The organism is Paraburkholderia sp. GAS333 (assembly GCF_050435665.1).
Taxonomy (GTDB): Bacteria; Pseudomonadota; Gammaproteobacteria; order Burkholderiales; family Burkholderiaceae; genus Paraburkholderia; species Paraburkholderia fungorum_A.
In genome coordinates, this window is the sequence record NZ_JBNDKS010000007.1 from 160,071 (window position 1) to 186,833 (window position 26,763).

A 26,763-nucleotide genomic window follows, 5' to 3' on the forward strand; every position below is an offset into this window, starting at 1 on the left:
AGACACGATGAAAGTATTAGAAGCCAGTACGGCCGCCAGCCAGTCGGTCGTCGGACGTTATAGATGGACCATTTGCGCGATGATTTTCTTCGCGACGACGATCAACTACATGGATCGTCAGATGCTCGGTTTGCTTGCGCCGCTGCTGCAAAAAGACATCGGCTGGAACCAGGTGCAATACGCGCAGACCGTGATGGTGTTCACGGTCGCGTATGCAATCGGCCTCGCGACGTTCGGCCGGATCGCCGACCGCGTCAGCACCAAGGTGGTCTACGGCAGCGCGATGGCCATGTGGAGTCTCGCCGCCATGCTGCACGCGGCGGCGGCCACCGTGCCCGGCTTCGCAGCCGTGCGCGGTTTGCTTGGCTTCGGCGAGGCGGCCAACTTTCCGGTCGCGATCCGCACCACTGCAATCTGGTTTCCGAAGAAAGAACGCGCGCTGGCGACGGGCTTCTGGAACATGGGCGCCACGATCGGCGGAATCGTCGCGCCTGCGTTCGTACCGATCGCCGCTGTGATGTGGGGATGGCGTGCGACATTCGTCGCGGGCGGCGCGGCCGGATTCATCTGGCTGGTTGTGTGGCTGCTCGTGTACCGGCCGCCCGCACAGCATCCGTCGGTAACGAAGGGCGAGCTCGATTACATCAATTCGGATCGCGACGAAGTGGTCGAGCAGTCGGTTAGCTGGCTGTCGGTGCTCAAATATCGCGAAACGTGGGCATTTGTTTTCGGCAAGCTGCTGACCGATCCGGTGTGGTGGTTCTATTTATTCTGGCTGCCCAAGTGGCTCAATGAATCGAGGCATATCGACATCGGCAATCTCGGCTTGCCGCTGATCGTCATCTACACGATGGCGTCGGTCGGCAGCGTGGCGGGTGGCTGGCTGTCGTCCCGTCTGATGGCGCGCACCAACCGGCCCAACTTCGCGCGCAAGCTGGCGATGGGCATTTGTGCGGTGTGCGTGCTGCCGATCGCCACGCTGTCGCATTTCCAGAGCCTCTGGTACGCGGTATTCGCAGTCGGTCTCGCAGCGGCCGCTCACCAGGGCTGGTCGGCGAATCTCGTCACGATGGTCGGCGACGTGTTTCCGCGCCGGGTCGTCGGAACGGTGGTCGGGATCGGCGGCGTGGCGGGAATGGCCGGCTCGTTCCTGTATTCGGGTGTGATCGGCGAGACGTTGCAGCGTACGGGCCAGTACTGGGCGCTGTTCGCGGTGGGGGCATCGGCGTATCTGGTCGCGCTGTGCATCATTCACTTGTTGATGCCGCGTATGACCGCCGTGAAGTTGCGCGAACAGGGTGCCGTTTCGCGCTGAGAGCCGTACCGTTTTTATGCCGCCGCCGCGCCACGCCTAAAGTATTTCGACTTTCCGTCGATATACAGGGCTGAGGCGGCGGCCAGTGTCCCGAGGTGACCGCGATCATCCACCGACAATAACGACACACGGCACCATGACTACCCTATCGTCATTGAACGCAGCCCTTGTTACAACGGTGACGCCGTCATCGGGTACGACGAGCCTTGCCTCGACGGTGAGGTCATCCGCAGAAGCAACGGCCAACGCTGAATCCACCGTGGTCACGATTCCATCGCTGAGCGTGGAATCGCCTCTCGTGTACACGCAGCAAGGCATACTCGCCAACGTCGCAACGACGACAACGTGGGCGTCCAACCCTACCGACGCCGTCTCGATGACGATGGCCGGCGACTATCTCGCCGGCTCCATGTCCGGGCGATTCACCAATCTGGGCAGCGCACTGCTTGATCAATTCAAGACTAGCGGCAGCGATTTTTCGCAATCGGTCACGGTCGGCTCAACAGGTTTAACCGGTGCTGCGAGCCTATCCGGGCAAGGGCCGCAAGGCGATATCAAACTGACCGTCGAAACCGCAAGCGGCGTCAAGGTTGATATCGAAATGGATAGTGAAGACGGCACGCTGTCGGTCAGCACACACAGCAGCGGAACATTGAGCGATGCCGAGCGCAGCGCGATCGCCAATCTCGCTGACGGATTCCAGAAAGCAATCGACGGCCTTGGCGCCTATCCTCAGCAACTCGATTTGAGCGGACTGACGCAGTACGACACTTCCGTGTTGTCGTCGGTGAACATGCAGTTCAATGTGACGGGCGACGGCGCGAGCAATGTGTCGGCCAACATATCGCTGAGCAATTCAGCGAGAAGTGTGAGCATCACGAATTCCGAGGGAACGCTCAAGCTCAATGTCGATACGAGCGATTCCGCACTCTGGGGTTCAGGCGCCCAGCGCGACCAGGCCATTGCCAGTTATCTTGCGCAGTTTGACAACGCCAATGCGAAAGGTCACGGCGACGCAGCGTTGATGTCGATGTTCAAGGATGCGTTCACGCAAATGAACAGCGACTATGGGACGTCGTCGAAACAATTGCCGGGAACAACCTACGCGCCGTGGCTCGCTCAATCGGATCACGCAATGCTGACGGGACTCGCGGATTTCACCGCGTCGATCTCGGATAACGCGACGTCGCCGAATCCAGTGTTGCCGAGTCAGACTGATAATTTCGCTTATCAGGTTTCGCAAAGCACGCGAACCGAAGGCAATTTACTGAACGGTTCCATTGCGCAAACCCAGCAGTCGCATTTGCAGGCGAGCTATCACCAGTCGCTGGCGGGCGGTGCGGTCAAACTCGGTAAATCGCTGGCCTCGCAAACCTACGACTATATGCAGATCGACGACGACGCGAGCAGCACGGTCAACCTCGCAACACAACGCGGCAATCTCGTGCAGGCGACGTTGGATCAGTCGTCCAGTCAATCCACGCGGAAATCGGAGTACGTGAGGGGCGTGCTCGTTTCGGACGTCGACACGCCAACGAACAATTCCAGTTCGACAGATCTGCTTGCATTGCTGAAACCTTTATTCGCCGATCAGGAAGCCGAACAGAATAGTGGAACGTGGCAACAGGCGCTGTCGAAAATACATGGAATGGTTTTACTGAACACAAATGCGAGCTGAAGTCAGCGCTCGCCGTCCGCGATGTCCTGCAACTGCGTGACGTCGAAGCTCCCGAAAATTGATGCCTGGGGCGACGCCTTCTTATCGGGGGACTAGAACGTCACCGGCGGGCAACCCGTTTTGCGCTGCTCGCAACCCACCCGGAAACACCCGCTCGCAAAATGATTCGCAGCGCACGTGACGGGCCGAACGTCAGCGCGCCGACACACAAGGCGAGCAAAAACGTCACGTGAGGCGCATTGGCTAGAGCAATCGCCGCTCCCGTTGCCGACGTCATCACGCTATTCCGCTGCCGTCGCGGAATCAGGGCTATGGCATTAGCTTCCCGCAATGCATCGCGGGACTGCGCCATCCGCAATAGAAGCGCGGCATGCTCATCGCTGCCAGTCGTTGCTCGCCGATTCATTTGAGTGACTCCCTGAGTGCGTCCAGATCGCTGCGAATCTCCGACTGCACGATATGTAAAGGTTCCGACAGCTTTTGCGCGCGCGCGACGATTAAAGAGGCCAAAGTCACCACCATCCACAAAATGGCGACGCCCCACACGACCGTCAGAAAGTACGGCGTACCCCACGCTGTCGCAATCAGCGCGATGCAAAGGAATGAAAGAGCGAACAGTGCGGCCACCGCCATCACGATGACAGCGACCACTTCACGCACGAGTCGTCTCTTCGTGTCGTCCACTTCCAATGCAACCAGTTCGCTGTAATCCGCGATCCGCTCAATACAGAACTGGCCGACATTTCGCCATCTACTGAGATTTGAATGGAGTGACACGGTGACTCCGAATAAGGTACTGGCGACCACGCGCCTTTAGTTTCGACGCGCGATTCAACCACTGGCGTTTCAATTCATTGGGCAGGTTGCGACGGTGGTACATGCGATGCCGTGCTCCATTTTTGGCTCGCGCAAGGAACGGGCCTCAGCGCGGCGTCCACTGCTTAATGTGTGCAAAAATTGGATCGTCCTCCTTTGCAGCGTTTTCTAGCGCAACCGTATGAGGAAATGAGGAATGTCCGTTGCTGTTCAAAACTCACGAAACTGGTTGAGGACGGAGATTTCCATGACCGAGCTATATCCATCGAGCCAATCCGCCGATAGCGCCGAAGATCAGAGCGAGCGAGCTTCAAGCGGCGCGATGCATGTCACACATCGAGGTGTCGTTATTACGGTAACGGCGCGCAAAAACTCAGAAGGTGCGTGGCTCGCCGCTATTTCGGCCTATATCGACGGCAAGCCGCTCGACTTGCCCCACGTCGAGCCTGCTACTCCAGAGTGGCTGACGGAATCGGAAGCTTTGCGGGCCGGCATCGAGCACGGCTGCTATCTCGTCGACCGCTATCTACCTCACCGGTAAATGACTTTTAACCTGGTGCAGGATTTACGCGTCAGCGGTGTAGCGGTGAATCGCTTATAACTGTGCCTCGATTGCCGCCTTATCTATGATCGACCATACCTGGCGAATCTTTTCTCGCTCGAATTCATAGAAGACATTCTCAGCGAATACGATTCGCTTCCCGCCTATAAGAAGCCCCATAAAAGTGCCGACCGGTGTGCAATCAAACCGCAGCCGGCTCGCAATGTAAGGCGGTTCGCAAACGATTTGCTGAATATCGAAGTGAAGGTCCGGAATGTCGCGAAAGTCTTTTTCCAGCATCGCCCGATAGCCCGACAAGCCGATTTTTCTACCATTGTGGATGGCTTCGTCACTGACGAATTGCGCTAACAGCTGCCAGTTTTGCGCATTCAGACAGGCAATATAGCCACGATAGATTTCCGAAAGACTGGTTTTATCCATGACAATCGTTCCTTGCTGATTAATCTACTGACATGACAATCTGCAGTTTGCGAAAAGGCGCTCAAAACTTCCACAAGTTGATGCACGGCTTAATCGAGCCTCACACAAGGTCAGAGGAATCTACGCGCGCTCACCAAATCGCGCGTTGCATCAAAGAAATTACAAAGCAACCCGGCTGTCGTCGATCGGCGACACTTTATTGCTGCCCCATTTTTTTCCGGAAGATTGGCCGTGACTGAAAGCCGGACAGGTTAGGATGGCTAGAGTTAAAGCCCTAGAAATCGAAGTTCGATGTTGCAAGTTCCTTTGTCTGATGAATCATGGCAGACGGTCTGTCATCTATTCGAGCCAGCGGTAACCGGCCGTGGACGGCCACGCAGAAATCCCCGCTACGTGCTGGACGCGATCCTGTGGATCCTGCTCAATAACGAAAAATGGCACCGGCTTCCCGCCATTTTTCCGCCTACGCAGACCTGCTACGCGAAGTGGCTTGAGTGGAGTCGGGACGGCACCATGACACGCGTACTGACCGAACTCGACCCGGACCGCGTTGTTTCCAACCTCGGTATTTCCAATTAAGTTCTGCGTCACGCACGTTGCGTGCAAGGTATTTTCTTGTGCGGAGCGCGTGACGACGATTCGCCAGCAACTAATAAATATGTCTATGAAAACGGTCGTGCTTCTTTTTATTAACCGGAATGTGCAGGAGAAAAACCACGCTTCGCAAGACGCGTACGGAAACCGCTTGAGCGACATACAGAAGAACTATGGTGCAGCCGCAAAAGACGCGTTCCCGTCGGCATGCGCAGAGGCTGTCGCCGGAGATTAATGCGCTGTTCTTATAGCCGCCGCATTTCGTCACGAGACTCCACGGCCCCATTGGTCGCTGGTCTATCCACAGGGGCGGACACGATGGAATCGACGTAGGTGTGAGCGCGGTTTTCGCCGTACCTGAACGCTTCCTGCTCCGAGAGAAAGACGAACTGCTCGGGAAAGCTGGCAACTTCCTGATCGGGAAAGCCTGGCGAGGAAACGCTCCATGACACGCGAAATCGCCGTGTCATGCCGCCCATGACATGCGCCTTCGCAGGCGTGACATGCACTTCGATATCGCAGCCACGATACGGCCCATATGATTGAATGGACATGACCTGTCTCCTTTCAGTACCACGATGCCTACAGCGACCGATCTTTTGCCGCATGCATCGTGCCTGCGCGCCGGGCGCCTGCTTTCGTGCCTGAGAACATTCGACCAGCTTTGATTCCGCAGACAAAAGCGTATTACCGACAAACGATTTCAATCCATGGGCAGACCGTCGAGCGGTCTGCCGAACGCCCCGTTAGCCCCCACCCTTCGCCTGATCTGCCGAGTTACCGCTACCGCCGCTCATCGACTTTTTCGATTTATGCGTCGATTTTTTCACGGTGCTGGAGTGCATCGCGGGACCCGATGCGGCCATCGCCCCCGCCGCCGGATTATTCCCGCCGCCACCCGATACATCCGCGCCCGATGGCCCTGCACCACTGCCGTTGCTACCGCCATTGCCGCTTCCTCCTGTGCCCGCGGCATAGACCGATGAGAAAGAACATCCCAACGCGACAATTGCCACGCCCACAAACTGTCTGATTTTCATTCTGTGCCTCCATTGAGTTTGAATTCTGACCTGGACGCACACGTCGCACGCTCCCAGTCTCCAACTACACAGCAACGGCCATACCACTACGTCCAGTTCCTCGACGACATGGCGGGCCAGCGACCTTTACCCGAAATCGGCGCACGCCGGAATTGCGGCGCACTCAGACGTCTCGTGATCAACGCGTCAATGCATCTCTCGACAGCGGGTAAATCGAGCGGTTTGCGGATAAAGGCCTTCCACAATGCCGACAGATTCGCAGGCGGGACTTCGCTAGACGTGAAAACCACGGCAATCCCGGCCAATGCCGGATAGAGCTTCAGCCTCTTGCAAAGACCGATTCCGTCGAGCCTGGACATATGCCAGTCCGTCACGATGACTTCGGGCAAATAGCGCGACGCCTTATTGAGCGCGTCTTCGCCGTCGAGCGCGAGCAGCACATGATGCCCTTGTGCTTCGACAACCAGACGGAGCGCCCACAAGGAATCGATATCGTCGTCTACGAGCAGGATCACGGACATAGGTTTTCCCCACTTTGCTCACATGCCGCAATACGTGTGCCGCTTCTGACAAAAAGGCATGTAGGGCGCTTTACGTCGGTTATGCGTCGAAAATCGAAAACCGAGTTATCGCGAAACCGCGGAATGATCCTTGCGAACTCGCCGTCAACGGCGTTTTTTCAGGCATTTTTCGGAGACAGTCATGAGTCAAACCGTTGGCGACTTTATCGTCGAGCGTCTTCATGCGTGGGGCGTTCGTCGCATGTACGGCTATCCCGGCGACGGTATCAACGGTGTTTTCGGCGCGCTGAGTCGTGCCCACACCGACGCGAAAAAAGATAAAAAGCCTAACCATGCAATCGAATTCATTCAGGTCCGTCACGAAGAAATGGCCGCGTTCATGGCGGCGGCGCATGCCAAATTCACCGGAGAACTCGGGGTTTGCATCGCGACTTCCGGTCCCGGCGCATCGCACCTGATTACCGGTCTGTACGATGCGAGAATGGATCACGTGCCGGTGCTCGCCATCGTGGGACAGCAGGCACGCGCGGCACTCGGTGGTCACTATCAGCAGGAACTCGATCTGGTGTCGATGTTCAAGGACGTGGCCGGCGCTTTTGTCGAACAGGCGAGCGTGCCCGAGCAAGTGCGTCATCTGATCGACCGGGCAGTACGTACCGCGCTTGCGGAACGCAAGGTCACGGCGATCGTGCTGCCGAACGACTTGCAGGACCTGCCCTACGAAGCACCCGGCCGCAAGCACGGCACGCTGCATTCGGGTGTGGGCTATCGCGCGCCACGCCTTGTGCCCTACGACGATCAACTGCAGCAGGCGGCAGACGTGCTCAACGCCGGCAAGAAAGTCGCGATCCTCGTCGGCGCGGGCGCACTCAACGCAACCGATGAGGTGATTGCCGTCGCCGAAAAGCTCGGTGCAGGCGTAGCGAAGGCGTTGCTCGGCAAGGCCGTTTTGCCTGACGATCTTCCGTGGGTGACCGGCTCGATTGGCCTGCTCGGCACGAAGCCCAGCTACGACCTGATGGCCGGTTGCGACACCTTGCTGATGATTGGATCGGGATTTCCGTATGCTGAATTTCTGCCGAAGGAAGGCGCGGCGCGCGGCGTACAGATCGACATCAAGGCGGACATGCTGAGCCTGCGTTATCCGATGGAAGTGAACCTCGTGGGCGACAGCACCGAAACATTGCGCGCGCTTCTGCCATTACTGGAAAAGAAAACGAACCGCTCGTGGCGCGACAAGATTGAAGGCTGGACCGCCGACTGGTGGACGACACTGGAAAAACGCGCGCATGAACCCGGCAAAGGCGCGGTCAATCCGCAACGCACCGTGTGGGAACTGTCCAAACGTATTCCGTCGAATGCAATCGTGACCAGTGACTCCGGCTCGGTCGCCAACTGGTACGCACGCGATTTGCAGGTTCAGCGCGGCATGATTTGCTCGCTATCGGGCGGCCTCGCGTCGATGGGCGCCGCGGTGCCGTATGCGATTGCCGCCAAATTTGCCTATCCTGAGCGGCCCGTTATCGCGCTGGTCGGCGACGGCGCGATGCAGATGAACAACATGGCGGAATTAATCACCGTTTCGAAGTACTGGAAAGACTGGGCCGATCCACGCTGGATCTGCATGGTGCTCAACAACGGGGATCTCAACCAGGTGACGTGGGAACAGCGTGCAATGGAAGGCGATCCGAAATTCGAGGCGTCGCAGAACATCCCTTCCGTGCCTTATCACAAGTTCGCGGAATTGATTGGCCTGAAGGGCATTTACGTCGATGACGCGGAACAGATGGCCTACGCGTGGGACCAGGCATTGGCCGCGAAATGCCCGGTCGTGATCGAGGTGAAGGCCGATCCAAACATTGCGCCGCTGCCGCCGCATATCACGCTTGCGCAAGCCAAAGCCTTTGCATCGACGCTGATTAAAGGCGATCCCGATGAAGGCAATGTCATCGTCGAAACGGCGAAGCAGGTGCTTGGCGCGGTGCTGCCGGGTCATCGCGATAAATGAGGCGTAGGGAAATTGTCTTGCGCAAAAAAAAGCCCAGCCGCCAGAGCTGGGCAATTCAGCGGAATCTATCCACTGAAGGAGGTTTTCTTTAGCGAGACGCGCATGCACGTTGCGCGCCTCGAATCTCATCCTTCCCGGAAGACCACAATTCAGTTAGCGATCCGAATATAAATTCGTGGTCTTCTGCAATCCGGCTAGTTACGAACCGAAATACACCGGCTTCGTACCGTTGTTTGAATCCACACGAATGGATTGCTTGATCTTGTGACCCACTCGCGACACGTCGCTGACAAACTCACCACGCAGATGATGAATACCCGATGCCGATGTGCCTTCGGCAACGCCGCCGTAACCAGCATCGGCTACGTTTTCTGCATTCACTCGAGCTTGCGCGGCCTCAATGTTCGCCGGGTATTTCGTATTGTCGCTAGCCGGGTTGTAGCCGGCCTTCTCGAGTTGCACCAACTGCGCCTTCACTTCTGCGCGGGTAACAGGCTGGTTCGATTGAGCGAAGGACGACACAGCAGGAATAGCGAGTGCGGCAGCAACGATAAGCGATTGAACGAGTTTCATGATATTCACCTCAGGGTTTTGTATTTCCGCAAACACCCGTTTGCGTTTCAGTGAATGCAGTCTATGCCGCAGCCCGCCCGTTATTAAGTAGCCGATGAACATAAGAGTGTTGTCGAATTTCGTCCTACCGATTGCGAACGATGGTTCGATTTCCATCGCGGCCCGACCTGCGCTGACCTGCTCATCCTGACAGGTACGCTAATCGCCGGGGATCGCTAGTACCAGTGCTGCATTCGTTCTGAGCTAACCCGTGCCTCTGTTTGCGCGCGTCGCCATCCGCAATAGCATCAGCCCTGCCATGGTCCTGCGATTCTCGCGGCAAAGACCGTGTCTGCCCGCTTACAATCCGGAGACCCTGTCGCAACGAGAGCAATCATGAACATCGAGCAATCCGTTGTCGCCGCGTTCACGCCTGCGGGCAGGCTGCGAGCGTCGATCAATCTCGGCAATCCGATTCTTGCCAATACGAATCCCGAATCCGGTGAACCTGTTGGCGTCTCGGTCGATCTTGCGCGAGCCTTCGCTCAGATGCTTGATGTCGAACTGGAACTGGTGATCTTCGATACAGCGGGCAAATCCGTTCAGGCGGTGAGTGAAGAGCGTGCGGATTTCGGCTTCTTCGCAATCGATCCATTGCGTGGCGAAACTATCGCGTTCACAGCGCCCTACGTGTTGATCGAAGGCTTCTATCTTGTGCGCGACGAATCGCCTATTCAATCGAATAGCGATGTCGATCAGGCTCACAATCGTGTCGCTGTCGGCAATAAAAGCGCTTACGACCTGTTCCTGACGAGAGAACTGCAGGCAGCACAGATTGTTCGCGCGCCGACTTCACCCGCCGTCGTTGCAACGTTCCTCGACCAGAATCTGGAGGTCGCTGCGGGCGTGAAGCAGCAACTCGAAGCAGACGCACGCAAGACCGCAGGACTCCGCCTGCTCGATGAGCGGTTCATGGTGATCCAGCAGGCCATGGGAACGCCGAAGAGCCGAGGCAACGCTGCGGCAGACGTGCTGAGCGCCTTTGTCGAAGAAATGAAGGCGTCGGGATTCGTGGCCCGCTCGCTGTCGCGACATGGAATCGACGGTGCATCGGTTGCGCCGCCTTTTGAATGACCCAGCCGGCAAATCAGAACGCTGTAAGTGACGTGGGTTCGCGCCCGCCCGTCCCGATCCTCTTGAACGCGGCCTGTCGATCGTATTCTGCGGTATCAATCCCGGCATTTCAGGAAAGTCCTGTGATTCGCCCTCGCGCGTAACGACGAGCGCCGCCTCTACAACCTCTACCGCCGCAATTCCGACAAGATCGCCTCGGCAAGAAACTCGCAGGGCGGCCGCTTCGACCCCGTGCTCCGCGCCAGCACCATCTCGAGCGCGTCGATTTTCGGCAAGCCTTGCGCCTGTCCGAGCACCACAAAGTGCGCCGGCACTGCGCAACGTGCCAGCGACACCACGGCAAGCCCCGCCTCGGCCATCGAAATCAGCCCCAGCAGGCTCGGGCTTTCATACGAGGTCCGGTAGGTAATCTTCGCGCGCTCAAGACTGCGGATCGCGTTTTCGCGCGCGACACTGCCGGGCAAAAAGACCGCAATCGGCAGCGGCCGCTCCTGCCAGATTTCGTGTGCGCTCGGCGCAGCCGCCCACTCCATCGGCTCGAAGCGGATGAATTCGCCCGACAAACCTTTCACACGCGTCGCGCAGACGAGATCGACGGAGCCGTCCTTGACCATTGGCGCAAGCGCGACGCTCGGCAAGCCGACCACCTGAATTTCCACTTTCGGATAAGTGACGGAAAACTTCTTGAGGATCGGCGGCAGCAGCGACGACGCGTAATCGTCCGGCACGCCGATGCTGACGCGCCCGGTCACGTCCGGCCGCACCACTGCCGCCCACGCTTCGTCGCGCAGCGCGAGCATGCGGCGGGCGTACGTCAGCAGCACCTCGCCGTCCTGCGTCGGCACGACATTGCGGGGCTTGCGGACGAACAGCGGCTTGCCGAGCGCCGTCTCCAGCGTCTTGATCTGCATGCTGACGGCGGACTGCGACCGATGCACGACTTCCGCCGCCCGGCTGATGTTGCCGGTGTCGGCGACGGCGACGATCATCGCCATCACGTCCAGGTCGAGCGCTTTCATTGATTGGTATCAGAAAAATTGATAGTTCCGATCAATATTACGCGATTTTCTAAATTTATGACATCGGGCATATTGGCGGCAAAAGGAGCCTCCCCAAAATGAACGCCCGTACCGACCACTCAGTGCTTGCCGTAGCAGATCTGTCGTTTGCGACCATCGGATCCGGCATCAGCGTGCCGTACGTCGAGTGTGGACAGGGCGAGCCGCTGGTCTTCGTGCACGGCTCGCTGTGCGACTACCGCTACTGGGAGGCCCAAACGGCGGCGCTGTCCGAGCATTTCCGCTGCATCTCGGTCAGCCTGAGCCACTACTGGCCGGCGAGCGAAGCGGTGATCCAGAGCGAGTTCGGCTGGCAGACTCACGTTGCCGAACTGGCCGAGTTCCTCGAGGCGATCGATCTCGGGCCCGTCCATCTGGTCGGCCATTCGCGTGGCGGTAACGTGGCGTTTCAGGTCGCGCGCGAATTTCCGCGCCTCATCAAGTCGCTGACGCTTGCGGACCCGGGCGGTCCGCTGCAAATCGACGGCATGCCGGACGCGTCGCTGCCTAGCGCGACCAATGTGTTGCGCGCGCGCGTCGTCGAACTGATCGAGGATCAGCAGGTCGACGCAGGGCTGGAGCTTTTCGTGGATTCGGTGAGCGCGCCCGGTTCATGGCGCAAGAGTTCGATCGCGTTTCGTACGATGGCGATCGACAACGCGAGCACGCTGCCCAAGCAGCTTCGCGACCCGCTGCCCGCTTTTTCGCGCGATGCGGCACGCGACATCAAATGCCGGACCTTGCTGATCGAAGGGCAAAGAAGTCCGCGCATGTTCCGCAACAACGTCGAAAAGCTCGCCGAGTGGATCGACCAGGCGTCGCGCGAAACGATCGCCGGTGCATCGCACGGAATGAATGTGTCGAATGCCGGTGCGTTCAACCGGCTGGTGCACGCGTTCGCGAGCTTCTAAGCGCATTCTCTGCGCGGTCAGTCTGCGGGCCGGTGGTATCGGCCCGCGCTCAGCCGCCGCGTTCAGTTGCCAGGCTCAGCCGGCGCTACCTCAAGAACCCGAAATCGCAGCCGTCGTCGGCTTGCAGAATCTCCCGCTCGTATAACTTCGCATAGCCGCGTTGGGCCTTCGATGCCGCGCGCGGCGGTTGCGCTGCGCGCCGCCGTTCGAGTTCGTCGTCCGGGACCAGCAACTCCAGCTTGCGCTGCGCGACGCTGAGCCGGATCCGGTCGCCGTCCTGTACCAGTCCGAGCGGGCCGCCGGAGGCGGAGTCGGGCGTGATATGCAGCACGATCGTGCCGTACGCGGTCCCGCTCATTCGTGCGTCGGACATGCGCACCATGTCCTTCACGCCCGCGCGCGCGAGCTTGCCGGGAATCGGCAGATAACCCGCCTCGGGCATCGCCGAATCACTGGTCGGCCCGGCGTTGCGGAGCACCAGAAAGTCTTCGGCGGTCACATCCAGATCGTCGCTGTCGATGCGGTTTGCGAGGTCTTCCAGCGAATCGAACACGACCGCGCGCCCTTCCTTCTCGAACAGTTTCGGGTCAGCTGCCGAGCGCTTCATGATCGCCCCGCGCGGCGCGAGGTTGCCGAACAACGCGACCAGCCCGCCGTTCTCGCGCACCGGGTCGTTGAATTCGCGGACTACCGCATGGTCGACCCAGCTCACGTCATGCAGACGGTCGCCGAGCGTCTCGCCGGTCACCATCCGGCAATCCAGGTGCAACAGGTGTTTGATCTCGCGCAGAATCGCGGGCACACCGCCGGCCGCGTACAGGTCTTCCATGTAGTGCTCGCCGGTCGGCTTCAGGTTGACCAGCACGGGCGTGGTGTCGCTCAATTCGTTGAGCCGTTGCAGATCCACCTTCAGACCGAGCCGCCCGGCAATCGCGGCAAGGTGGATCACCGCGTTCGTCGAGCCGCCGATCGCCAGCAACACGCGCAGCGCATTTTCAACCGAGTTCGCCGTGATCACCTCGCTCGGGCGGATCGGATGGCCGATCAGGTCGAACGCCGCGCGCCCGGTTTCCTCGGCGATCCGCAAGCGGTCTGCATCGACCGCGGGGCAGGCGGCGCTATTCGCGGGCATCATGCCGAGCGTTTCGGCGATGATCGCCATCGTGCTCGCCGTGCCCATCACCGCACACGTGCCCGCAGTCGATGCGAGACGCCGCTCGACCACGTCGATCTCCTGCGCATCGATTTCGGTCGCACGAAATTTGGCCCAGAAGCGGCGGCAGTCGGTACATGCGCCGAGCCGCTCGCCCCGATGACGGCTCGTCGACATCGGCCCCGCCACCAGTTGAATCGCGGGAATATTCGCCGACGCCGCGCCCATCAACTGCGCGGGCACCGTCTTGTCGCAACCGCCGAGCAGCACGACCGAATCCATCGGCTGCGCGCGCGTCATTTCCTCGACATCCATCGACATCAGGTTGCGAAATTTCAAACTGGTCGGCGTGAGAAAGGTTTCGCCCAGCGAGATGGTTGGGAATTCGATCGGCAAGCCGCCCGCGGCCAGCACGCCGCGTTTGACCGCGTCGATCATCTCCGGGAAATGGCGGTGGCAATTGTTGAAGCCGCTCGCCGAATGCGCGATACCGACAATCGGCCGATCGAGCATTTCGCGGCTATAGCCCATCGAACTGGCGAACGTGCGGCGCAGGTACACGCTGAATTCGCGGTCGCCGTAATTCGTCAATCCGCGTGCAAAACCCACGGGGGCCGAACCTGCTTTCGGGTCTTTGTCTTTCTTCTGATCGCTCATCGAGACACTCACTGAAGACGAAACTGGATGTATGTCGGTTCGAGGTAATCGCGAATGCCCAACTGTCCCCCTTCCCGCCCGATGCCGCTCTCCTTCGCGCCGCCAAACGGAATTTCCGCCGACGCGAGCAGCATGTCATTCATGTCTACCTTACCCGATTCCAGCGCTACGCTGACGCGGGTTGTGATGCTGAGCGGGTTCGAGGACGCGTTGTGCGCGCGCCCGTCGATGCGCGCCGCCACTTGCCATCGACGAGCAAGCCATCGTCGTCATACACAAGGAAACTCGTTAAGCGCCAGCTCTGCTAGAGCGTCTGCCCACCATACAGCTTCTCGACCTCCGGCACCCACGGACCAACATTCCAGCGGCCGTAAGCGCCCATGCCGCCTTCGTCGAGACGTCCCCAATAGACCGGCACGTGAACCACCGACAAACCGTCGTGCCGGTATGCTTCGTCGAGCGCCGCCTCCAGTTCTTTCGCGGACCATCCGCCGAACAAACCTTTCACGCCGGTCACCGAATTCGCCATTGCCACGAAGTCGACGCGCACGTCGTCGTTAGTGCCGAAGTCGGGGCCGTACTGCGCGACCTGCAACGACGAAATCGCGCCCATGCGACGGTTGTCGAACAGCACGAGCATGCCCTTCACGCCGTGCACGACCGCATCGATCAGAATCTGCGGATTCATCATGAACGAGCCGTCGCCGGTGAACGCCATCATGTAGCGGCTGTGGCTCGCGAACGCGCCCGCGAGCAGGCCGCTTGCGGCAAAGCCCATGTACGACGCGCCGCTTTCGGTGAACGTGTCGTCGGGGCGATCGTCTTCGGCCAGTTGGAAACCGTTGGCCTGCACGTCGCCTGCATCGAACAGCTTGACTGCGCCGATGCGCTTTGCAAACGAAGCGGCCGTGTAAATCGCGCTCGGCTGGGTCAGCACCTGCGTGCCCCATGCAGCGTCCATCAACGTCGGGCCGCCCACGCGTGCGCGCTTTAACGCGGTCCATTCGGCCTTTTTGGCGACGCATGCGTCGAGCCAGTCGCGACTCACGAGTTGCTTTCTCGCGCGCCGCTGCAACGCAACGATCAGACCGTCGACCACCGCGCCAATATCGCCTGTCAAAGCAACCGTGTGGTTGTAGTGATTCGCGTCGTGAATATCGCCGTTGATGTTGATGACCGCTTCAGCCATCGGATAACCCGTGCCCGAACAGTCCGCCTGGCAGACCGCGCGCGAGCCGACCGCAATCAGCAACGTAGCGTTTTCCATCGCGTGATTGCCGGACACCGAACCTTTGCTGCCGCCCACATGCATGTTGCGCGGATGCGCATCGGGCAACACGCCCAACGAATTCGGCGACAACACCACCACCGCGCCAGCCACATCGGCCAGACGCTCGAGTTCGGCGCCATAGCGGCGCGCACCGCCGCCCGCTTTAATCACGATCCGTTGATGACTTTCGATCAACTCGCACGCGGCGTCGTAAGCGTCGCTGCGTGCGGGAGCGAGTACCGGCATCAGCATGCGTTCGGGTAACGCGTCAACTCGCAACTGCACGCGTTTCGGCTGAACGTTGATCGGCAGCATCAGGAAAAACGGGCCGGCGAAATAGGGACGATGCACGGTTTCCGTGCCGCGCCGCATTGCGTCACGTAGCGCTTCCGGCGTATGCAGCGTGTACGCCCCGCTCATCGTTTCAGTCAGACGCAGAAACTGGTTCTGCCGCGGGCCGGGAATCTGCTGCATGTTGTAGCCTTCGCCGTGCGTGGTTTCATCGCCGTAGATGTGATAGACGCCCACGCCGTTCGACGCCGTTGCCAGCGATCCGGCAAAGGCCTGCAATGCGCCCGGCCCGATCGACGTCACGACCGCCGGTGTTTCGCCGAACACCCACGCGAGCGCGGTCGCCGCATGCGCCATCGCGACTTCGTTGCGGCACGGGAAAAACCGCGTGACGCCCTCTTCGGAATAGATACGCAGGATGTTGCCGAGGTCGGTCGTGCCGTGCCCCAGAATGCCGAGATATTTGCTCACGTTCTGACGCAGCAACGCGAGCACGAGCGCTTCGGAAACGGTCACATCGAGCGACGCATTCAGCGTGCCGGCGACGATGGCGTTCATCACGCCGCCTGCATTTGCAATCGCGCGCGCGCGATGCCGCACCTCAACCGCTGCGGCGCTTTCCGGCACCTCGGGTGCGTCGCGCGATTGCGGCTGGGCGATGGAAGTTTGCCCGGCCGTCATGCGCGACTCCGCTTACCCGACATGATCATCTCGACGATCTCGCCCTGACTGGTCTGCGCCGTGATCAGCTCGCCGGCCTTCTGTCCGCGATACATCACGGCGATCCGGTCCGTTACCGCGAGCACATCGCTCATGTTGTGCGTGATATAGATCACCGCGACGCCCTGATTCGCGAGCGAGCGCGTCAACTCGAGCACCTTGTTCTGCTCGGGCACGCTAAGCGCGGCGGTCGGCTCGTCGAGAATCACCAGGTTCGCTTTCCAGCGGATCGCACGCGCAATCGCAACCGCCTGGCGCTGACCGCCGGACAAACTATCCACCGAGACTTTCAGCGACGGAATATGAATATCGAGCCGGTTCAGCGTCTCGCGCGCGTCGGCATGCATCGCCTTGTTGCGCAGCACCTTGATGAGCTTCGGAATCAGCGTCGTGGTGATTTCTCGGCCGATGAAAAAGTTATCGGTGACACCGAGATTGGGCACCATCGCCAGATCCTGAAACACGGTCTCGATGCCGAGTTCGTGCGCGACTTTCGGCGCGGAGATATCGACCGATTGCCCGTTGCACCAGATCTCGCCGGAACTCAGCGAATGCACCCCGGCCAGTACCTTGACGAGGGTCGTCTTGCCCGCGCCGTTGTCGCCGAGTAGCCCCAGTACCTCGCCGGAATGAATGTCCAGGTCGACGTTGCGCAAAGCCTCGACGCCGCCAAAGCGCTTGCCGACCGAACGCAGTTGCATGAAGGGTTGAGCGTGTTCTGATCGCATGTCATGGGTCCTGTCGGTGCGGTCACAGCGTGGTCACGGCATCGTCACACGTCGAGCCGCGCGAGAAACGCACGGCTTTCGTCGAGTATCTGCTGCTCGCTCAACTCGAATCCGTAGACCTGTGCCTCGTATTCCACCGACAACGCGCCGTCATAGCCAATCTCCCGCAAGGCGGCAACTAGCGCGTCGAAATCGATTCCGCCCTTGCCGAGTGGCGGAAACGAGAAATCGGGGAAATGACCCGCGCCGTCTTTCATATGCACATGGGCAATGCGGTCGCCGAAACGATTGACGATTTCCAGCGGATTCGCGCCCTGCACGGCGATCTGGCTCGGATCGAAATTCACCTTGAACGGCACGCCGGGCAGATCGGCGACAAGCTGCGCGTAATCATCGGCGCGATGAAACAGATGGCCCGCAATCGCTTCGATACCCACGTCGACATCCAGCGACGACGCGTGCTCGACCACTTCCGCCACCGCGTCGGCGAACCAGCGCCAACCGGTATCCTCGCTCGTGCTGGTGGCGAGCGGCCCCGAAAGAATGTGGATGTAGCGCGTCTCCATCTCCACCGCTAGCTGGCTACATCCCTTCACGAAGTCGATTGCATCGCGGCGGCGTTGCGCATCGGGATGCAGCATTGGAATATGCGCACCCACCGCCGCCACTTTCAGATCGGCCGCACGGATCGCTTTGAGCACGCCCGCGCGTTCCTGAGGCGACGTGTCCGGCGTGATGTGCGCGTCGGCCCACGGCAAGGTTTCCGCATTCAGCTCGATGCCCGCGTAGCCCGCGCGCTTCACCGCGCCCACCACTTCGGCGAGCGTGCGCTTTGGCAGCCCCACCGTATGAAATGCTGCGTACATGTGCTCTCCTCCGCTCGGCGACGTTCGCGTCGCTGTGTCCGTTATGCGTACGTCAATACGACGGTAGATTGAACGGCGCGTCGACGGGTAACGGCAGATCGACCCAGCGCCCTTCGTTCTTCGAGATATACGCGCCCTGCACGACTTCCTGCGCGCGCAATCCATCGATACCCGACGCGAGCGGCACCGTGCCCTCGTGAATGCATTGGCAGAACGCAGCGAATTGCCCGGAATAAGGGCTTTTACGTGGCGGGAATATCTTGATCCACCCGCCTTCGAATGTGTTCCACCATGCGTCCGGGTAATGCGCTTCCCGCAGAACGTCGGGCAATTCGGCGGCTTTGCGCTCGGTGTAAATGGCAAGCGGCGCGGCATGAAAAGGATTGAGCGTTTCGCTCGCAATGTGAATCGAGCCTTCGGTGCCGTACAGATCCGTGCCGTCGCCAATCGCGGGCGAATAGCGATCCGACGACAGGCCGCCGCGCGCGCCGTTCGCGAAGCGCGTCAACAGCCACACGTTGTCATCGACTTTTTCCGGGAGCACGTGATGCGAGAGTTCGGCGAACACGCCCGTGATATCGCCCACCAGATGACGCGCGAGGTCGATGCGGTGAATCGTCAGATCGATAATGGTCGCGCCGCCCGACTGCACGAGGTCATAGCGATAACGCGACGCAGCGGGATACGCCGACGCTTTCTCCGAATAGACCGAGCGGAATGCATGCACGTCGCCGATAAAACCTGCGTCGATCAATTGCTTCGCAATCTGCACCTGGCTCCAGAAGCGCTGATTGAAACCAACCTGCAGCACGACGCCGGCCTCTTTCGCAGCATTCACGATGCGCGTCGCCGATTGAATGTCGATGGCGAGCGGCTTCTCGCAGAGAATATGCTTGCCCGCTTTCGCTGCGGCCACCGCTGCTTCCTCGTGACGATTGTTCGGCGTCGCGATGATCACCGCGTCGATCTCGCTCGAATCGAGCAACGCGTCGAGCGTTTCGAAGCTGCGGCTGCCGCTCGATTCCGCCAGCGCATCGGCGCGTTCGCGACTGGGATCGTAGATGCCCACCAGCTTCGCGATGCCCGACTTCATCACCGTGGGGATGTGGCTCAATCGCATGATCGCGCCCGCGCCGATCAACCCGATTCCCAGTTGCTTCTCTTGTGCCATGTTCATTCCTGAATGGATAAGTCAGCTATTTGATGATGCGAATCTTGCCGCGACGGATCGACACCAGCACCGACACGATCAGCACCGCGCCCGTCAATACCGTCTGCACATTGGTCGATACGCCGAGAATCACGAGGCCGTTGGCCAGCGCGGTCATCACGAGACTGCCGACCACGGTGCCGACGATCGAGCCCATACCGCCCGTCAAAGGTGTGCCGCCGATCACCACCGCCGAGATCGCCATCAACTCGAAACCGATGCCGGTGGTCGGACTGCCCGAACCGATCTGGGCGGTGAGAATGCCGCCGCCCGTTCCCGCCATCACGCCGGCGAGAATGAACATCGCGAACTTCACGCCGCGAATCGGCACGCCCAGAATGCGGGTCTTTTCTTCATCGCCGCCGATCGCGAACACGTAGCGGCCGAAGGTGGTGAACTTGAGCAACAGGGCCGTCAAGGTCGCCGCCACCAGCATGAACAGAAACGGCACAGGCGGGTTGCCGAGCGAGTTGTAGGGGCTCGTCAGCGAGATCGACACGGGCGTGCCCTGCGTCAGCATGACAGTCACGCCTCGCGCCATCGACAACATGCCGAGCGTCACGACGAACGACGGAATGCGGCCCCACACGAACAACGCGCCGTTGATGGCCCCGATCGCGCCGCCCACCAGCATCGCGATCGGAAAGGCCCACACGCCCAGTTGCGGCGTGAAATACGCAGCGCACACACCGGCCAACGCCATCGCCGAACCCACGCTCAGATCGATACTTCCGCCGATGATCACGAACGTCAGCCCAATCGCGACCAGGCACAGCACCGCGCCGTTCTGCAGCACGGTGCCGAGATTGGCGAGCGTCAGGAAACGATCCGGCGCGAGCACGCCGAACACCAGCACCACCAGTACGAGCGCAAGATACGCGATGTAATGCGCGACGAACTCGCTGTAGTCGAAGCGCTTTTTGGAGGGCTGCACTGCGGGTAACGAGTGGTTCGTCGTGGACATTGATTTACTCTTTGATCTTCAGCGGGAAGGTTTGACTCTTCGCCTGCGGGTTGTATGTCAGCGAGTAATCCTTCACGTTATACGGCGGCTGCGAATCGATGAACTGCTGTTTGAATTTCGCAAACGAAGCGGAGTCGACATCGAGCAGGCTCAGGCGAATATTCCGGTCGACCGGATCGTGACCGTTCACTTTGTCGTAAGCGATCATCACGGCAAAGCCAAGTTGCAGCCAGTGGCCGCCAGTCGAGAAGATGTAGTTGGTTTTCTGCGAGATCAGGTCGAGCGCCTGCGGCACGAGGTCCATGCCCGCAATCTTTATTTCGTCGGAACGGCCTGCTTGCCGGATCGCACGGAATGCGCCGAGACACAGCGCGTCGTTGTAGCACCACACGCCGTCGATCTGGCCTTTGCCATGCGCCGCGAGCATGTTCTGCATCGCCTTGTAGCCGAGGTCTTCCGATTCGCCCACGCCGAGGTATTGCACGAGCTTCACGCCGGGATGCGCCTTGATGGCTTCGTTCAACCCGTTCTGACGCCCTTCCGCCACCGACGAACCCGGCAGGCCGCCCAGCGCGACCAGGTTCTTCGCGCCGGCCGCAATCAGATGACTGGCGATGGAGCGGCCCGCATACACGTCGTCCGGCCCGATGAAGCCGAGATAAGGCGCGTCTTTATTGTCGGCCGCAAAGCCGGGATAGCGGTCGACGATCATGATCGGCAGATTCGCGCGATTGGCGATGCGGATCAGACCCGGCGCGCTCGCCGTCGATTGCGGCGTAACGACCAGCGCCTGGACGCCGCGCGAAATCAGCGATTGCACGTCGCTAATCTGTTTCTCCTCGCGATTCTCCGCGCCGACTACGACCAGCTTGGCGTTCAGTTGGGTCGCGACATACTGCGCGAACGAGACCGCGCGAACCCAGAACGGATTGTCGAGCGTGGGAATCGACACGCCGATCGTGACCTCCTTCGACTGCGCGGCGGCCGGCACCGCATAACTTGCCGCGCACGACAGCAGCACGGCCCCCAAGACGCGCAACAGCGCGCCACGCCTTGATACGCTAAACATGGTTGTCTCCTGTTCGAGGGGTTCGAAGCCCCATTTAGCTGCGTCAATCGGGTCCATGTGATGCCGGACGAATTAAATATAGGATCGTGTTTCACTATCGTCAACGCTGTTGCGTGTTTTTGATGGCTAGAGCTAACCCTGGTTCTTCAGATAATTGTCTGTTGGCCAGCCGGATGGGGTTTCCTCTCCGTAGTATCGTCATCCAATCGTTCGATTAGCCTATATCGTTGCGCTATACACAACTCAAGATCATCTGATGGCACAAAGCACAGTTGATCGCTATCATGGAGAGCAGCGAGTCGCATCGGCGGCCATTTCGAATGAGAGGCAACAGTGGAAATCCGATCTGTCACCAAGGCCATCCGCGTCATGGAAGCACTGGCAGATGCCGACGGCCCCGTCGGCGTCACCGAGTTGGCGCGTCAAGTGGATATGGACAAAAGTTCGGTGTCGCGCATGCTGCGCACACTGGAGAGCGCGGGTTATGTGTCGCAAGACCCGGTCAGCAAGAGTTATCTGCTCGGCCTGACGCTGGTTCACCTCGGGCAGAAGGTGCTCAGGCGGCTCAATCTGCGCAATGCGGCGCGTAGTTCGCTGGAATCGCTCGCGAGCCGCTCGGGCGAGTGCGCGCACATTGCGGTGCTGGTCGGCGGCCGCGCGCTTTATATCGACCAGGCCGCGCCGCTACGCGGCGTGAGCATCGACGCGCCCATCGGCACGCTTGCGCCGTTGCATTGCACCGCCCTCGGCAAGAGCCTGCTGGCATTTCAACCGCAAGGGGTGATCGACGCGTTGCTGCCGTCGCTCAATCTCGAAGCATTCACGCGACGCACGCTCACCGATATCGGTTCGGTCACACGCGATCTGACCCAGGTGCGCGAGCGCCGCGTTTCGTTCGATGACGAAGAGTTCAGCGTAGGGGTGCGCTGCATCGCCACGCCGATTTTCAAACACGACAATTCGGTGGCGGCGGCGATTGGTTTGTCCGGGCCGAGTCCGCGTGTGACCGACGAGCGCCTGCGCGAGTGGGAATCGATCCTTCAGGAAGAAGCGATTGCGGTTTCGATGCAGTTGGGATGGGAGCCCCCCCCGGGCATGGAGCGTGGAAAGGTCGAGACGATCGTGAATGGTTGAAGGTCGGCGCGCAGAACAGAACGCCGCTGGATTGCCGGCGGCCAACGCGCTCACGTCGAGTGATTGCTTCCCGACGCACTTACCCCGCCGCGCTTCTCGCGCGGGGCTTTTTTCAGGCGCCTAGCCGCCCGCCCGCTTCGCGCTGTGGCCATGCTTTTTTAGCGCGTCGATGATTCGTTCGCAATGGTCGCCCTGCACTTCGATCACGCCGTCCTTGACCGTTCCGCCGGAACCGCAGGCCGTGCGCAACTCTTTGCCCAGCAACGCCAGCGCGACAGGATCGAGCGCGAGGCCTTTGACAATCGTCACGCTCTTGCCGCCACGGCCTTTGGTCTCGCGACTCACGCGCACCGCACCATCACCGGCCGGTCGTGTTTTTGCAGCGGTTTTGCAGATACATTCCGCGATCGGGCGTCGGCATTCGGGGCACATCCGGCCGCTTTCGGTGGAATAGACAAGGCCGCTTTTCGAACTACTCTTCATGGTTAGCTGGTTGCCCGCAGGCATTGATGCTGGAAACCGGCCGAGTTTATCAGGCGTCATGGCCGGATTCCGATGCTCCTTTACGATCCAGGCGAGCGACCGTCATGGCGCGAGACTGCCCGTGAAGATGGCTAGCGGAACCGCTCGGGCCGGAACGGAGCGGCGTCGGCGAAAGGCTGTTCGCCAGTCATCATTTCCGCCAGCAGACGCCCGCTCACCGGGCCTAGCGTCAATCCGTGATGGGCGTGTCCAAACGAAAACCAGAGTCCCTTGTGACGCGGTGCGCGGCCAATCACCGGCCGCATGTCGGGCGTGCAAGGGCGCAAACCGAGCCACGGGCGCTCGTCGAGCCGCGCACCCAGGCCGAACGTCGGCGTTGCCGTACGTTCGGCGCGCGCCAGTTGAACGCCCGTGGGCCTGGCATCGCGAAGGGCGATTTCGACGCCGGTGGTGAGGCGCAGACGGCCTTCCATCGGCGCGATCACGTAGCCGTGTTGCGTGTCCACAATCGGCATGGACAGCAGCGGTTTCGTGGAGGCGTAGTGCATGTGATAACCGCGCTTGGCACGAAGCGGAATGCGATATCCGAGCGGCGCGAATATCCGGTCCGACCACGGCCCCAGCGCCACGACAACGTCCTTCGCGCTGATTTTTCCGGATGACGTTTGCACGCTCCACGCGTCGCCTTCCGCCTTCAATGTGGTGGCCTCGCCGCTCAGCAACGCGCCGCCGCCCTCTTCGAACAGACGTGCATAGCCTTTCGTCAACGCGCCGGGATTGACGACGCTTTTCGGGTCCAGCCAGTGCAGCGCCCCGCGAAATCCATCGGCGAGGCCGGGCTCACGCGCGCTCAACGCGGCGGCGTCGAGCGGCGTCATATGCAGCCCATAGGTACGCGCCGTTTGCGTCGCGGCTTTCACCTGCCGCTCGAATTCCGGCTCGCTGCGGAATGCCTCGATCCAGCCGCTGTTCTTCGTCAGGTTCGCAAGGCCTGCGCGGGCGATCAGAAGATCGTGCTCGGCCACGCATCGGCGAATCAGCGGCAACATGTCGTGCGCGGCACTGAGCAACCGCTCGGGCGACGACTCCCACCAGAATCGCGCGAGCCAACCCGCAAACGAAGGCAATGCGCGATAGTCCCAGTACAGGTCAGTCGACCGGTTGCGTGCATAGCGCAGCAGCGTGCCCAGATCGCGCGGAAATGCATAAGGAACCACCGACGAACTTTCGACCAGCCCCGCGTTGCCGAAACTGGTCTCTTCGCCCGGACCGCGCCGGTCGACCAGCGCCACGCGCCGCCCGCGATCCTGCAAATGCACCGCGGACGACACGCCGACAATTCCGGCACCCAGCACGATCACGTCGAAGTCCATAAATTCGCTCTGCTTTCCTTATCGATTACCGCCGATGCGCCCACGGCAGCATACGCACCGGTTCCGCAACCCGTTACTTCGCGATGATGTCACGGCCGAAGTATTTCTGCGAAAGCGCGCTGAGCGTGCCGTCTTTCTTCAGCGCAACAAGCGCCGCGTCGATCTTCGCGGCCAGCGCCTTGTCGCCCTTGCGCATGCCGAAGCCCGTGCCTTCGCCGAGCGTGGCTGGGTCGCTGAGCGGCTGGCCGGTAATCACGTAGTCGTGCCCGGACGGCTTTTTGAGGAACCCGTCTTCGACCGTTTGCGTTTCCTGAACCGCGGCGTCGAGCCGACCCGCGACGAGGTCGGCGTAGACCTGATCCTGGTCGGCATAAGAGACGACCGTTACGCCTGCATTCGCCCAATGGCGTTTCAGGAAATCTTCCTGCGACGATCCTTGCAGCACGCCTACGCGTTTGCCCTGCAGGTTCTTGACATCGGGCAGCAGACCGGAGCCGCGCTTCGCCACCATCACGATCGGCACGACGTAGATGGGCGGCGTGAAGTCGATGGTCTGCTTGCGCTTTTCGGTGATGTTCATCGCCGAATTGATCGCGTCGAATTTACGAGCCTGCAACGCGGGGATCAGTCCGTCGAACGCATTCTCCACCCACTCGCATTTCACGCCCATCTTCGCGCAGACCGCATTGCCGACATCGATGTCGAAACCCTGCAATTGCCCCGTCGGCGACTTGCTTTCGAACGGCGGATACGCGGCCTCGACGCCGAAACGCAAGGTGTTCTGAGTCTCCGCACTGACGGTCCCGACCGAACCGGACAACGCGACAGCGACGAGCAGTGAAAGTGGAAGCTTCTGAAGCATGGGAGGTCCCCTGTGTGGTTGGTCAGCGGGAATGCGACAACGCGGGCATTCGAGGCACAGACAGCCGCTGGCAATGCGGCTGCGAGAGAGCGAGGAAACACAACGACACCGCGTCGCATTGGCGCCCGCTCTGGAACAACAGTCTATTCTGGACTCTGATAAAAGAAAACAAATTTTCAAAATAAAAGTCCAGTCTGGACTTTTTGACTTTAGAATTGTTTTCACATCAGACGCCGGATGCCGGCAACGTAATGGAGAGCAGTTCAATGAGCACCCCGGAAAAAGCGCGCCCCCTCGTCGTCGATCAGGAAACCGTGCGCGATGCGCTGCCGCATCTCGACGTGCGCGGTGCGCTCAGGCAGATGTTTCGCTCGCTCGGCAGCGACGCCGCCGTGCAACCGCCGCAAACGCTGACGCTGTTCCCGGGCGGCGCGGGCGACTTCATCACGTATCTCGGCGCGATGACGCCCGCAAAGGTATTCGGCGCCAAGTTGTCGCCGTACCTCGTCACCGGGTCCAGGCCGATCATTACCGCGTGGAGCGCGCTGATGTCGATGGAAACCGGACAGCCTTTGATGTTCTGCGATTCGGGACTGCTCACGACCGAACGCACTGCGGGCGCAACCGCGCTAGCCGTGGACGAACTCGCTACGTCCGACGCCGCCACGCTCGCGATCGTCGGCTCGGGCGCGGTCGGCCGGGCTCATTTGCGGCATCTGGCCTCGGTACGGCCGTGGCGCTCGATTCGGGTGTTTTCGCCTGCGCTTCAGAGCGACGCAGCGGCCTGCGCCGAAATCGCCGCGCTCGACGGACGCGTCACCCTCTGCTCGCGAATCGAAGAATGCGTAGACGATGCCGACGTGGTGGCCTTGTGCACGTCGTCGGGCACACCCGTCTTGCAGGACGGCATGTTGAGCAAACCCGCGCTCATCACGTCGATCAGCACCAACGTCGCGAACGCCCACGAAATTCCGCCCGCTTGGCTACCCGCCATGGATGTCTATTGCGATTATCGGCAGACGACGCCGCTCAGCGCGGGCGAGATGACGCTGGCCGCGCAACGGCATGGCTGGTCGCCCGACCATGTGCGGGGCGATCTGCCTGAACTCGTGCTCGGCACGGCCGAAAAACCGTCGTACAGCAAGCACGCGTTTTTTCGTTCGGTCGGACTTGGACTCGAAGACGTCGCCATTGCACTGGAGCTTTTCAGGCACCTAAACGCGCAGCAGAACGACGCGTAGAGCGGTGCCGACCGGCGCGTCCACAGGGCCGCCCCGGCGTGCTTGAGCGCGTTTCTGTCATGGCAGAATGGCGCATGACAAACGGACGCGCAGCACCGTGAAGCAACACGCTGCGGACTCTCCGGACACTAAA

At 60.4% G+C, this 26,763-nt stretch carries 27 protein-coding genes; 9 read left to right on the forward strand and 18 right to left on the reverse strand.

The annotated features are described in order from the left end of the window. The first annotated feature begins 7 nt into the window (after positions 1-7). The gene (locus tag ABH945_RS30320) at positions 8-1,315 is read left to right on the forward strand and encodes an MFS transporter (protein ID WP_074772521.1); all 1,308 of its coding nucleotides are present in this window, start codon (positions 8-10) and stop codon (positions 1,313-1,315) included. 136 nt (positions 1,316-1,451) lie between these two features. Then, positions 1,452-2,993 carry a hypothetical protein gene (locus ABH945_RS30325; protein WP_429253095.1) on the forward strand — a complete coding sequence of 514 codons (1,542 nt, stop codon included), beginning with the start codon at positions 1,452-1,454 and terminating at the stop codon, positions 2,991-2,993. Positions 2,994-3,395: 402 nt separating this feature from the next. Here ABH945_RS30325 and ABH945_RS30330 read toward each other — a convergent pair whose 3' ends face one another. Further along, entirely contained in the window at positions 3,396-3,770 is a 375-nt protein-coding gene (locus ABH945_RS30330; RefSeq protein ID WP_074773471.1) for a phage holin family protein, read from the reverse strand. A 235-nt stretch (positions 3,771-4,005) separates the two neighbouring features. Here ABH945_RS30330 and ABH945_RS30335 point away from each other — a divergent pair, with 235 nt between their 5' ends. Then, positions 4,006-4,350: a DUF6566 family protein gene (locus ABH945_RS30335; RefSeq protein ID WP_429253096.1), complete on the forward strand. Its 345-nt coding sequence runs from the start codon at positions 4,006-4,008 to the stop codon at positions 4,348-4,350. 54 nt (positions 4,351-4,404) lie between these two features. Here ABH945_RS30335 and ABH945_RS30340 read toward each other — a convergent pair whose 3' ends face one another. Continuing rightward, complete coding sequence (locus ABH945_RS30340; protein WP_074772516.1) at positions 4,405-4,791, reverse strand: ester cyclase; 387 nt, start codon at positions 4,789-4,791, stop codon at positions 4,405-4,407. 291 nt (positions 4,792-5,082) lie between these two features. Here ABH945_RS30340 and ABH945_RS30345 point away from each other — a divergent pair, with 291 nt between their 5' ends. Beyond that, the gene (locus ABH945_RS30345) at positions 5,083-5,370 is read left to right on the forward strand and encodes a transposase (RefSeq protein WP_429253097.1); all 288 of its coding nucleotides are present in this window, start codon (positions 5,083-5,085) and stop codon (positions 5,368-5,370) included. A 260-nt stretch (positions 5,371-5,630) separates the two neighbouring features. Here ABH945_RS30345 and ABH945_RS30350 read toward each other — a convergent pair whose 3' ends face one another. From ABH945_RS30350 to ABH945_RS30360, 3 genes are all read right to left on the reverse strand, one after another. Beyond that, positions 5,631-5,939 (reverse strand): hypothetical protein, encoded by a 309-nt coding sequence (locus tag ABH945_RS30350; RefSeq protein WP_429253098.1) that lies wholly within the window; start codon positions 5,937-5,939, stop codon positions 5,631-5,633. 192 nt (positions 5,940-6,131) lie between these two features. Beyond that, positions 6,132-6,425, reverse strand: a complete 294-nt coding sequence (locus ABH945_RS30355; RefSeq protein ID WP_074772508.1) for a hypothetical protein — start codon at positions 6,423-6,425, stop codon at positions 6,132-6,134. An 86-nt stretch (positions 6,426-6,511) separates the two neighbouring features. After that, positions 6,512-6,946: a response regulator gene (locus ABH945_RS30360; protein WP_074772505.1), complete on the reverse strand. Its 435-nt coding sequence runs from the start codon at positions 6,944-6,946 to the stop codon at positions 6,512-6,514. Positions 6,947-7,127: 181 nt separating this feature from the next. On the opposite strand from ABH945_RS30360, the gene ABH945_RS30365 reads away from it, so the two are divergent. Continuing rightward, on the forward strand, positions 7,128-8,954 hold the full coding sequence (locus ABH945_RS30365) for a thiamine pyrophosphate-requiring protein (RefSeq protein ID WP_429253099.1): 1,827 nt from the start codon (positions 7,128-7,130) through the stop codon (positions 8,952-8,954). Between the two features lie 198 nt (positions 8,955-9,152). Here ABH945_RS30365 and ABH945_RS30370 read toward each other — a convergent pair whose 3' ends face one another. Continuing rightward, complete coding sequence (locus ABH945_RS30370) at positions 9,153-9,527, reverse strand: DUF4148 domain-containing protein (protein ID WP_429253177.1); 375 nt, start codon at positions 9,525-9,527, stop codon at positions 9,153-9,155. 375 nt (positions 9,528-9,902) lie between these two features. Here ABH945_RS30370 and ABH945_RS30375 point away from each other — a divergent pair, with 375 nt between their 5' ends. Continuing rightward, positions 9,903-10,640, forward strand: a complete 738-nt coding sequence (locus tag ABH945_RS30375) for an ABC transporter substrate-binding protein (RefSeq protein ID WP_429253100.1) — start codon at positions 9,903-9,905, stop codon at positions 10,638-10,640. 167 nt (positions 10,641-10,807) lie between these two features. Here ABH945_RS30375 and ABH945_RS30380 read toward each other — a convergent pair whose 3' ends face one another. Continuing rightward, positions 10,808-11,659 carry a LysR family transcriptional regulator gene (locus ABH945_RS30380; RefSeq protein ID WP_171910383.1) on the reverse strand — a complete coding sequence of 284 codons (852 nt, stop codon included), beginning with the start codon at positions 11,657-11,659 and terminating at the stop codon, positions 10,808-10,810. A 98-nt stretch (positions 11,660-11,757) separates the two neighbouring features. Here ABH945_RS30380 and ABH945_RS30385 point away from each other — a divergent pair, with 98 nt between their 5' ends. Then, positions 11,758-12,609 carry an alpha/beta fold hydrolase gene (locus ABH945_RS30385; RefSeq protein ID WP_074772495.1) on the forward strand — a complete coding sequence of 284 codons (852 nt, stop codon included), beginning with the start codon at positions 11,758-11,760 and terminating at the stop codon, positions 12,607-12,609. An 85-nt stretch (positions 12,610-12,694) separates the two neighbouring features. Here ABH945_RS30385 and ABH945_RS30390 read toward each other — a convergent pair whose 3' ends face one another. The 8 genes from ABH945_RS30390 to ABH945_RS30425 form a co-directional block, all read right to left on the reverse strand. Continuing rightward, complete coding sequence (locus ABH945_RS30390) at positions 12,695-14,419, reverse strand: dihydroxy-acid dehydratase (RefSeq protein WP_429253101.1); 1,725 nt, start codon at positions 14,417-14,419, stop codon at positions 12,695-12,697. A gap of 8 nt (positions 14,420-14,427) precedes the next feature. Next, on the reverse strand, positions 14,428-14,562 hold the full coding sequence (locus ABH945_RS30395; RefSeq protein WP_429253102.1) for an aldehyde dehydrogenase family protein: 135 nt from the start codon (positions 14,560-14,562) through the stop codon (positions 14,428-14,430). 161 nt (positions 14,563-14,723) lie between these two features. Beyond that, positions 14,724-16,661 (reverse strand): thiamine pyrophosphate-dependent enzyme, encoded by a 1,938-nt coding sequence (locus ABH945_RS30400; protein WP_429253103.1) that lies wholly within the window; start codon positions 16,659-16,661, stop codon positions 14,724-14,726. After that, the gene (locus ABH945_RS30405; RefSeq protein ID WP_074772489.1) at positions 16,658-17,428 is read right to left on the reverse strand and encodes an ATP-binding cassette domain-containing protein; all 771 of its coding nucleotides are present in this window, start codon (positions 17,426-17,428) and stop codon (positions 16,658-16,660) included. Before ABH945_RS30405 ends, ABH945_RS30400 begins: the two co-directional genes overlap by 4 nt. Before the next feature lie 44 nt (positions 17,429-17,472). Beyond that, positions 17,473-18,294, reverse strand: a complete 822-nt coding sequence (locus ABH945_RS30410; RefSeq protein ID WP_429253104.1) for a sugar phosphate isomerase/epimerase family protein — start codon at positions 18,292-18,294, stop codon at positions 17,473-17,475. Between the two features lie 52 nt (positions 18,295-18,346). Further along, positions 18,347-19,465, reverse strand: a complete 1,119-nt coding sequence (locus tag ABH945_RS30415) for a Gfo/Idh/MocA family protein (RefSeq protein ID WP_429253105.1) — start codon at positions 19,463-19,465, stop codon at positions 18,347-18,349. A 25-nt stretch (positions 19,466-19,490) separates the two neighbouring features. Further along, complete coding sequence (locus tag ABH945_RS30420; RefSeq protein ID WP_083380211.1) at positions 19,491-20,468, reverse strand: ABC transporter permease; 978 nt, start codon at positions 20,466-20,468, stop codon at positions 19,491-19,493. 4 nt (positions 20,469-20,472) lie between these two features. Further along, entirely contained in the window at positions 20,473-21,537 is a 1,065-nt protein-coding gene (locus ABH945_RS30425) for an ABC transporter substrate-binding protein (RefSeq protein WP_429253106.1), read from the reverse strand. 333 nt (positions 21,538-21,870) lie between these two features. Here ABH945_RS30425 and ABH945_RS30430 point away from each other — a divergent pair, with 333 nt between their 5' ends. Beyond that, complete coding sequence (locus ABH945_RS30430) at positions 21,871-22,671, forward strand: IclR family transcriptional regulator (RefSeq protein ID WP_143026448.1); 801 nt, start codon at positions 21,871-21,873, stop codon at positions 22,669-22,671. A gap of 120 nt (positions 22,672-22,791) precedes the next feature. Here the strand turns inward: ABH945_RS30430 and ABH945_RS30435 are convergent, their stop codons facing one another. The 3 genes from ABH945_RS30435 to ABH945_RS30445 form a co-directional block, all read right to left on the reverse strand. Then, entirely contained in the window at positions 22,792-23,154 is a 363-nt protein-coding gene (locus ABH945_RS30435) for a translation initiation factor Sui1 (RefSeq protein ID WP_429253107.1), read from the reverse strand. Between the two features lie 131 nt (positions 23,155-23,285). Beyond that, the gene (locus tag ABH945_RS30440; protein WP_429253108.1) at positions 23,286-24,527 is read right to left on the reverse strand and encodes an NAD(P)/FAD-dependent oxidoreductase; all 1,242 of its coding nucleotides are present in this window, start codon (positions 24,525-24,527) and stop codon (positions 23,286-23,288) included. A gap of 73 nt (positions 24,528-24,600) precedes the next feature. Further along, entirely contained in the window at positions 24,601-25,389 is a 789-nt protein-coding gene (locus ABH945_RS30445; protein WP_429253109.1) for an ABC transporter substrate-binding protein, read from the reverse strand. A gap of 266 nt (positions 25,390-25,655) precedes the next feature. Here ABH945_RS30445 and ABH945_RS30450 point away from each other — a divergent pair, with 266 nt between their 5' ends. Beyond that, the gene (locus tag ABH945_RS30450) at positions 25,656-26,630 is read left to right on the forward strand and encodes an ornithine cyclodeaminase family protein (RefSeq protein ID WP_429253110.1); all 975 of its coding nucleotides are present in this window, start codon (positions 25,656-25,658) and stop codon (positions 26,628-26,630) included. The last annotated feature ends 133 nt before the right edge of the window (positions 26,631-26,763 follow it).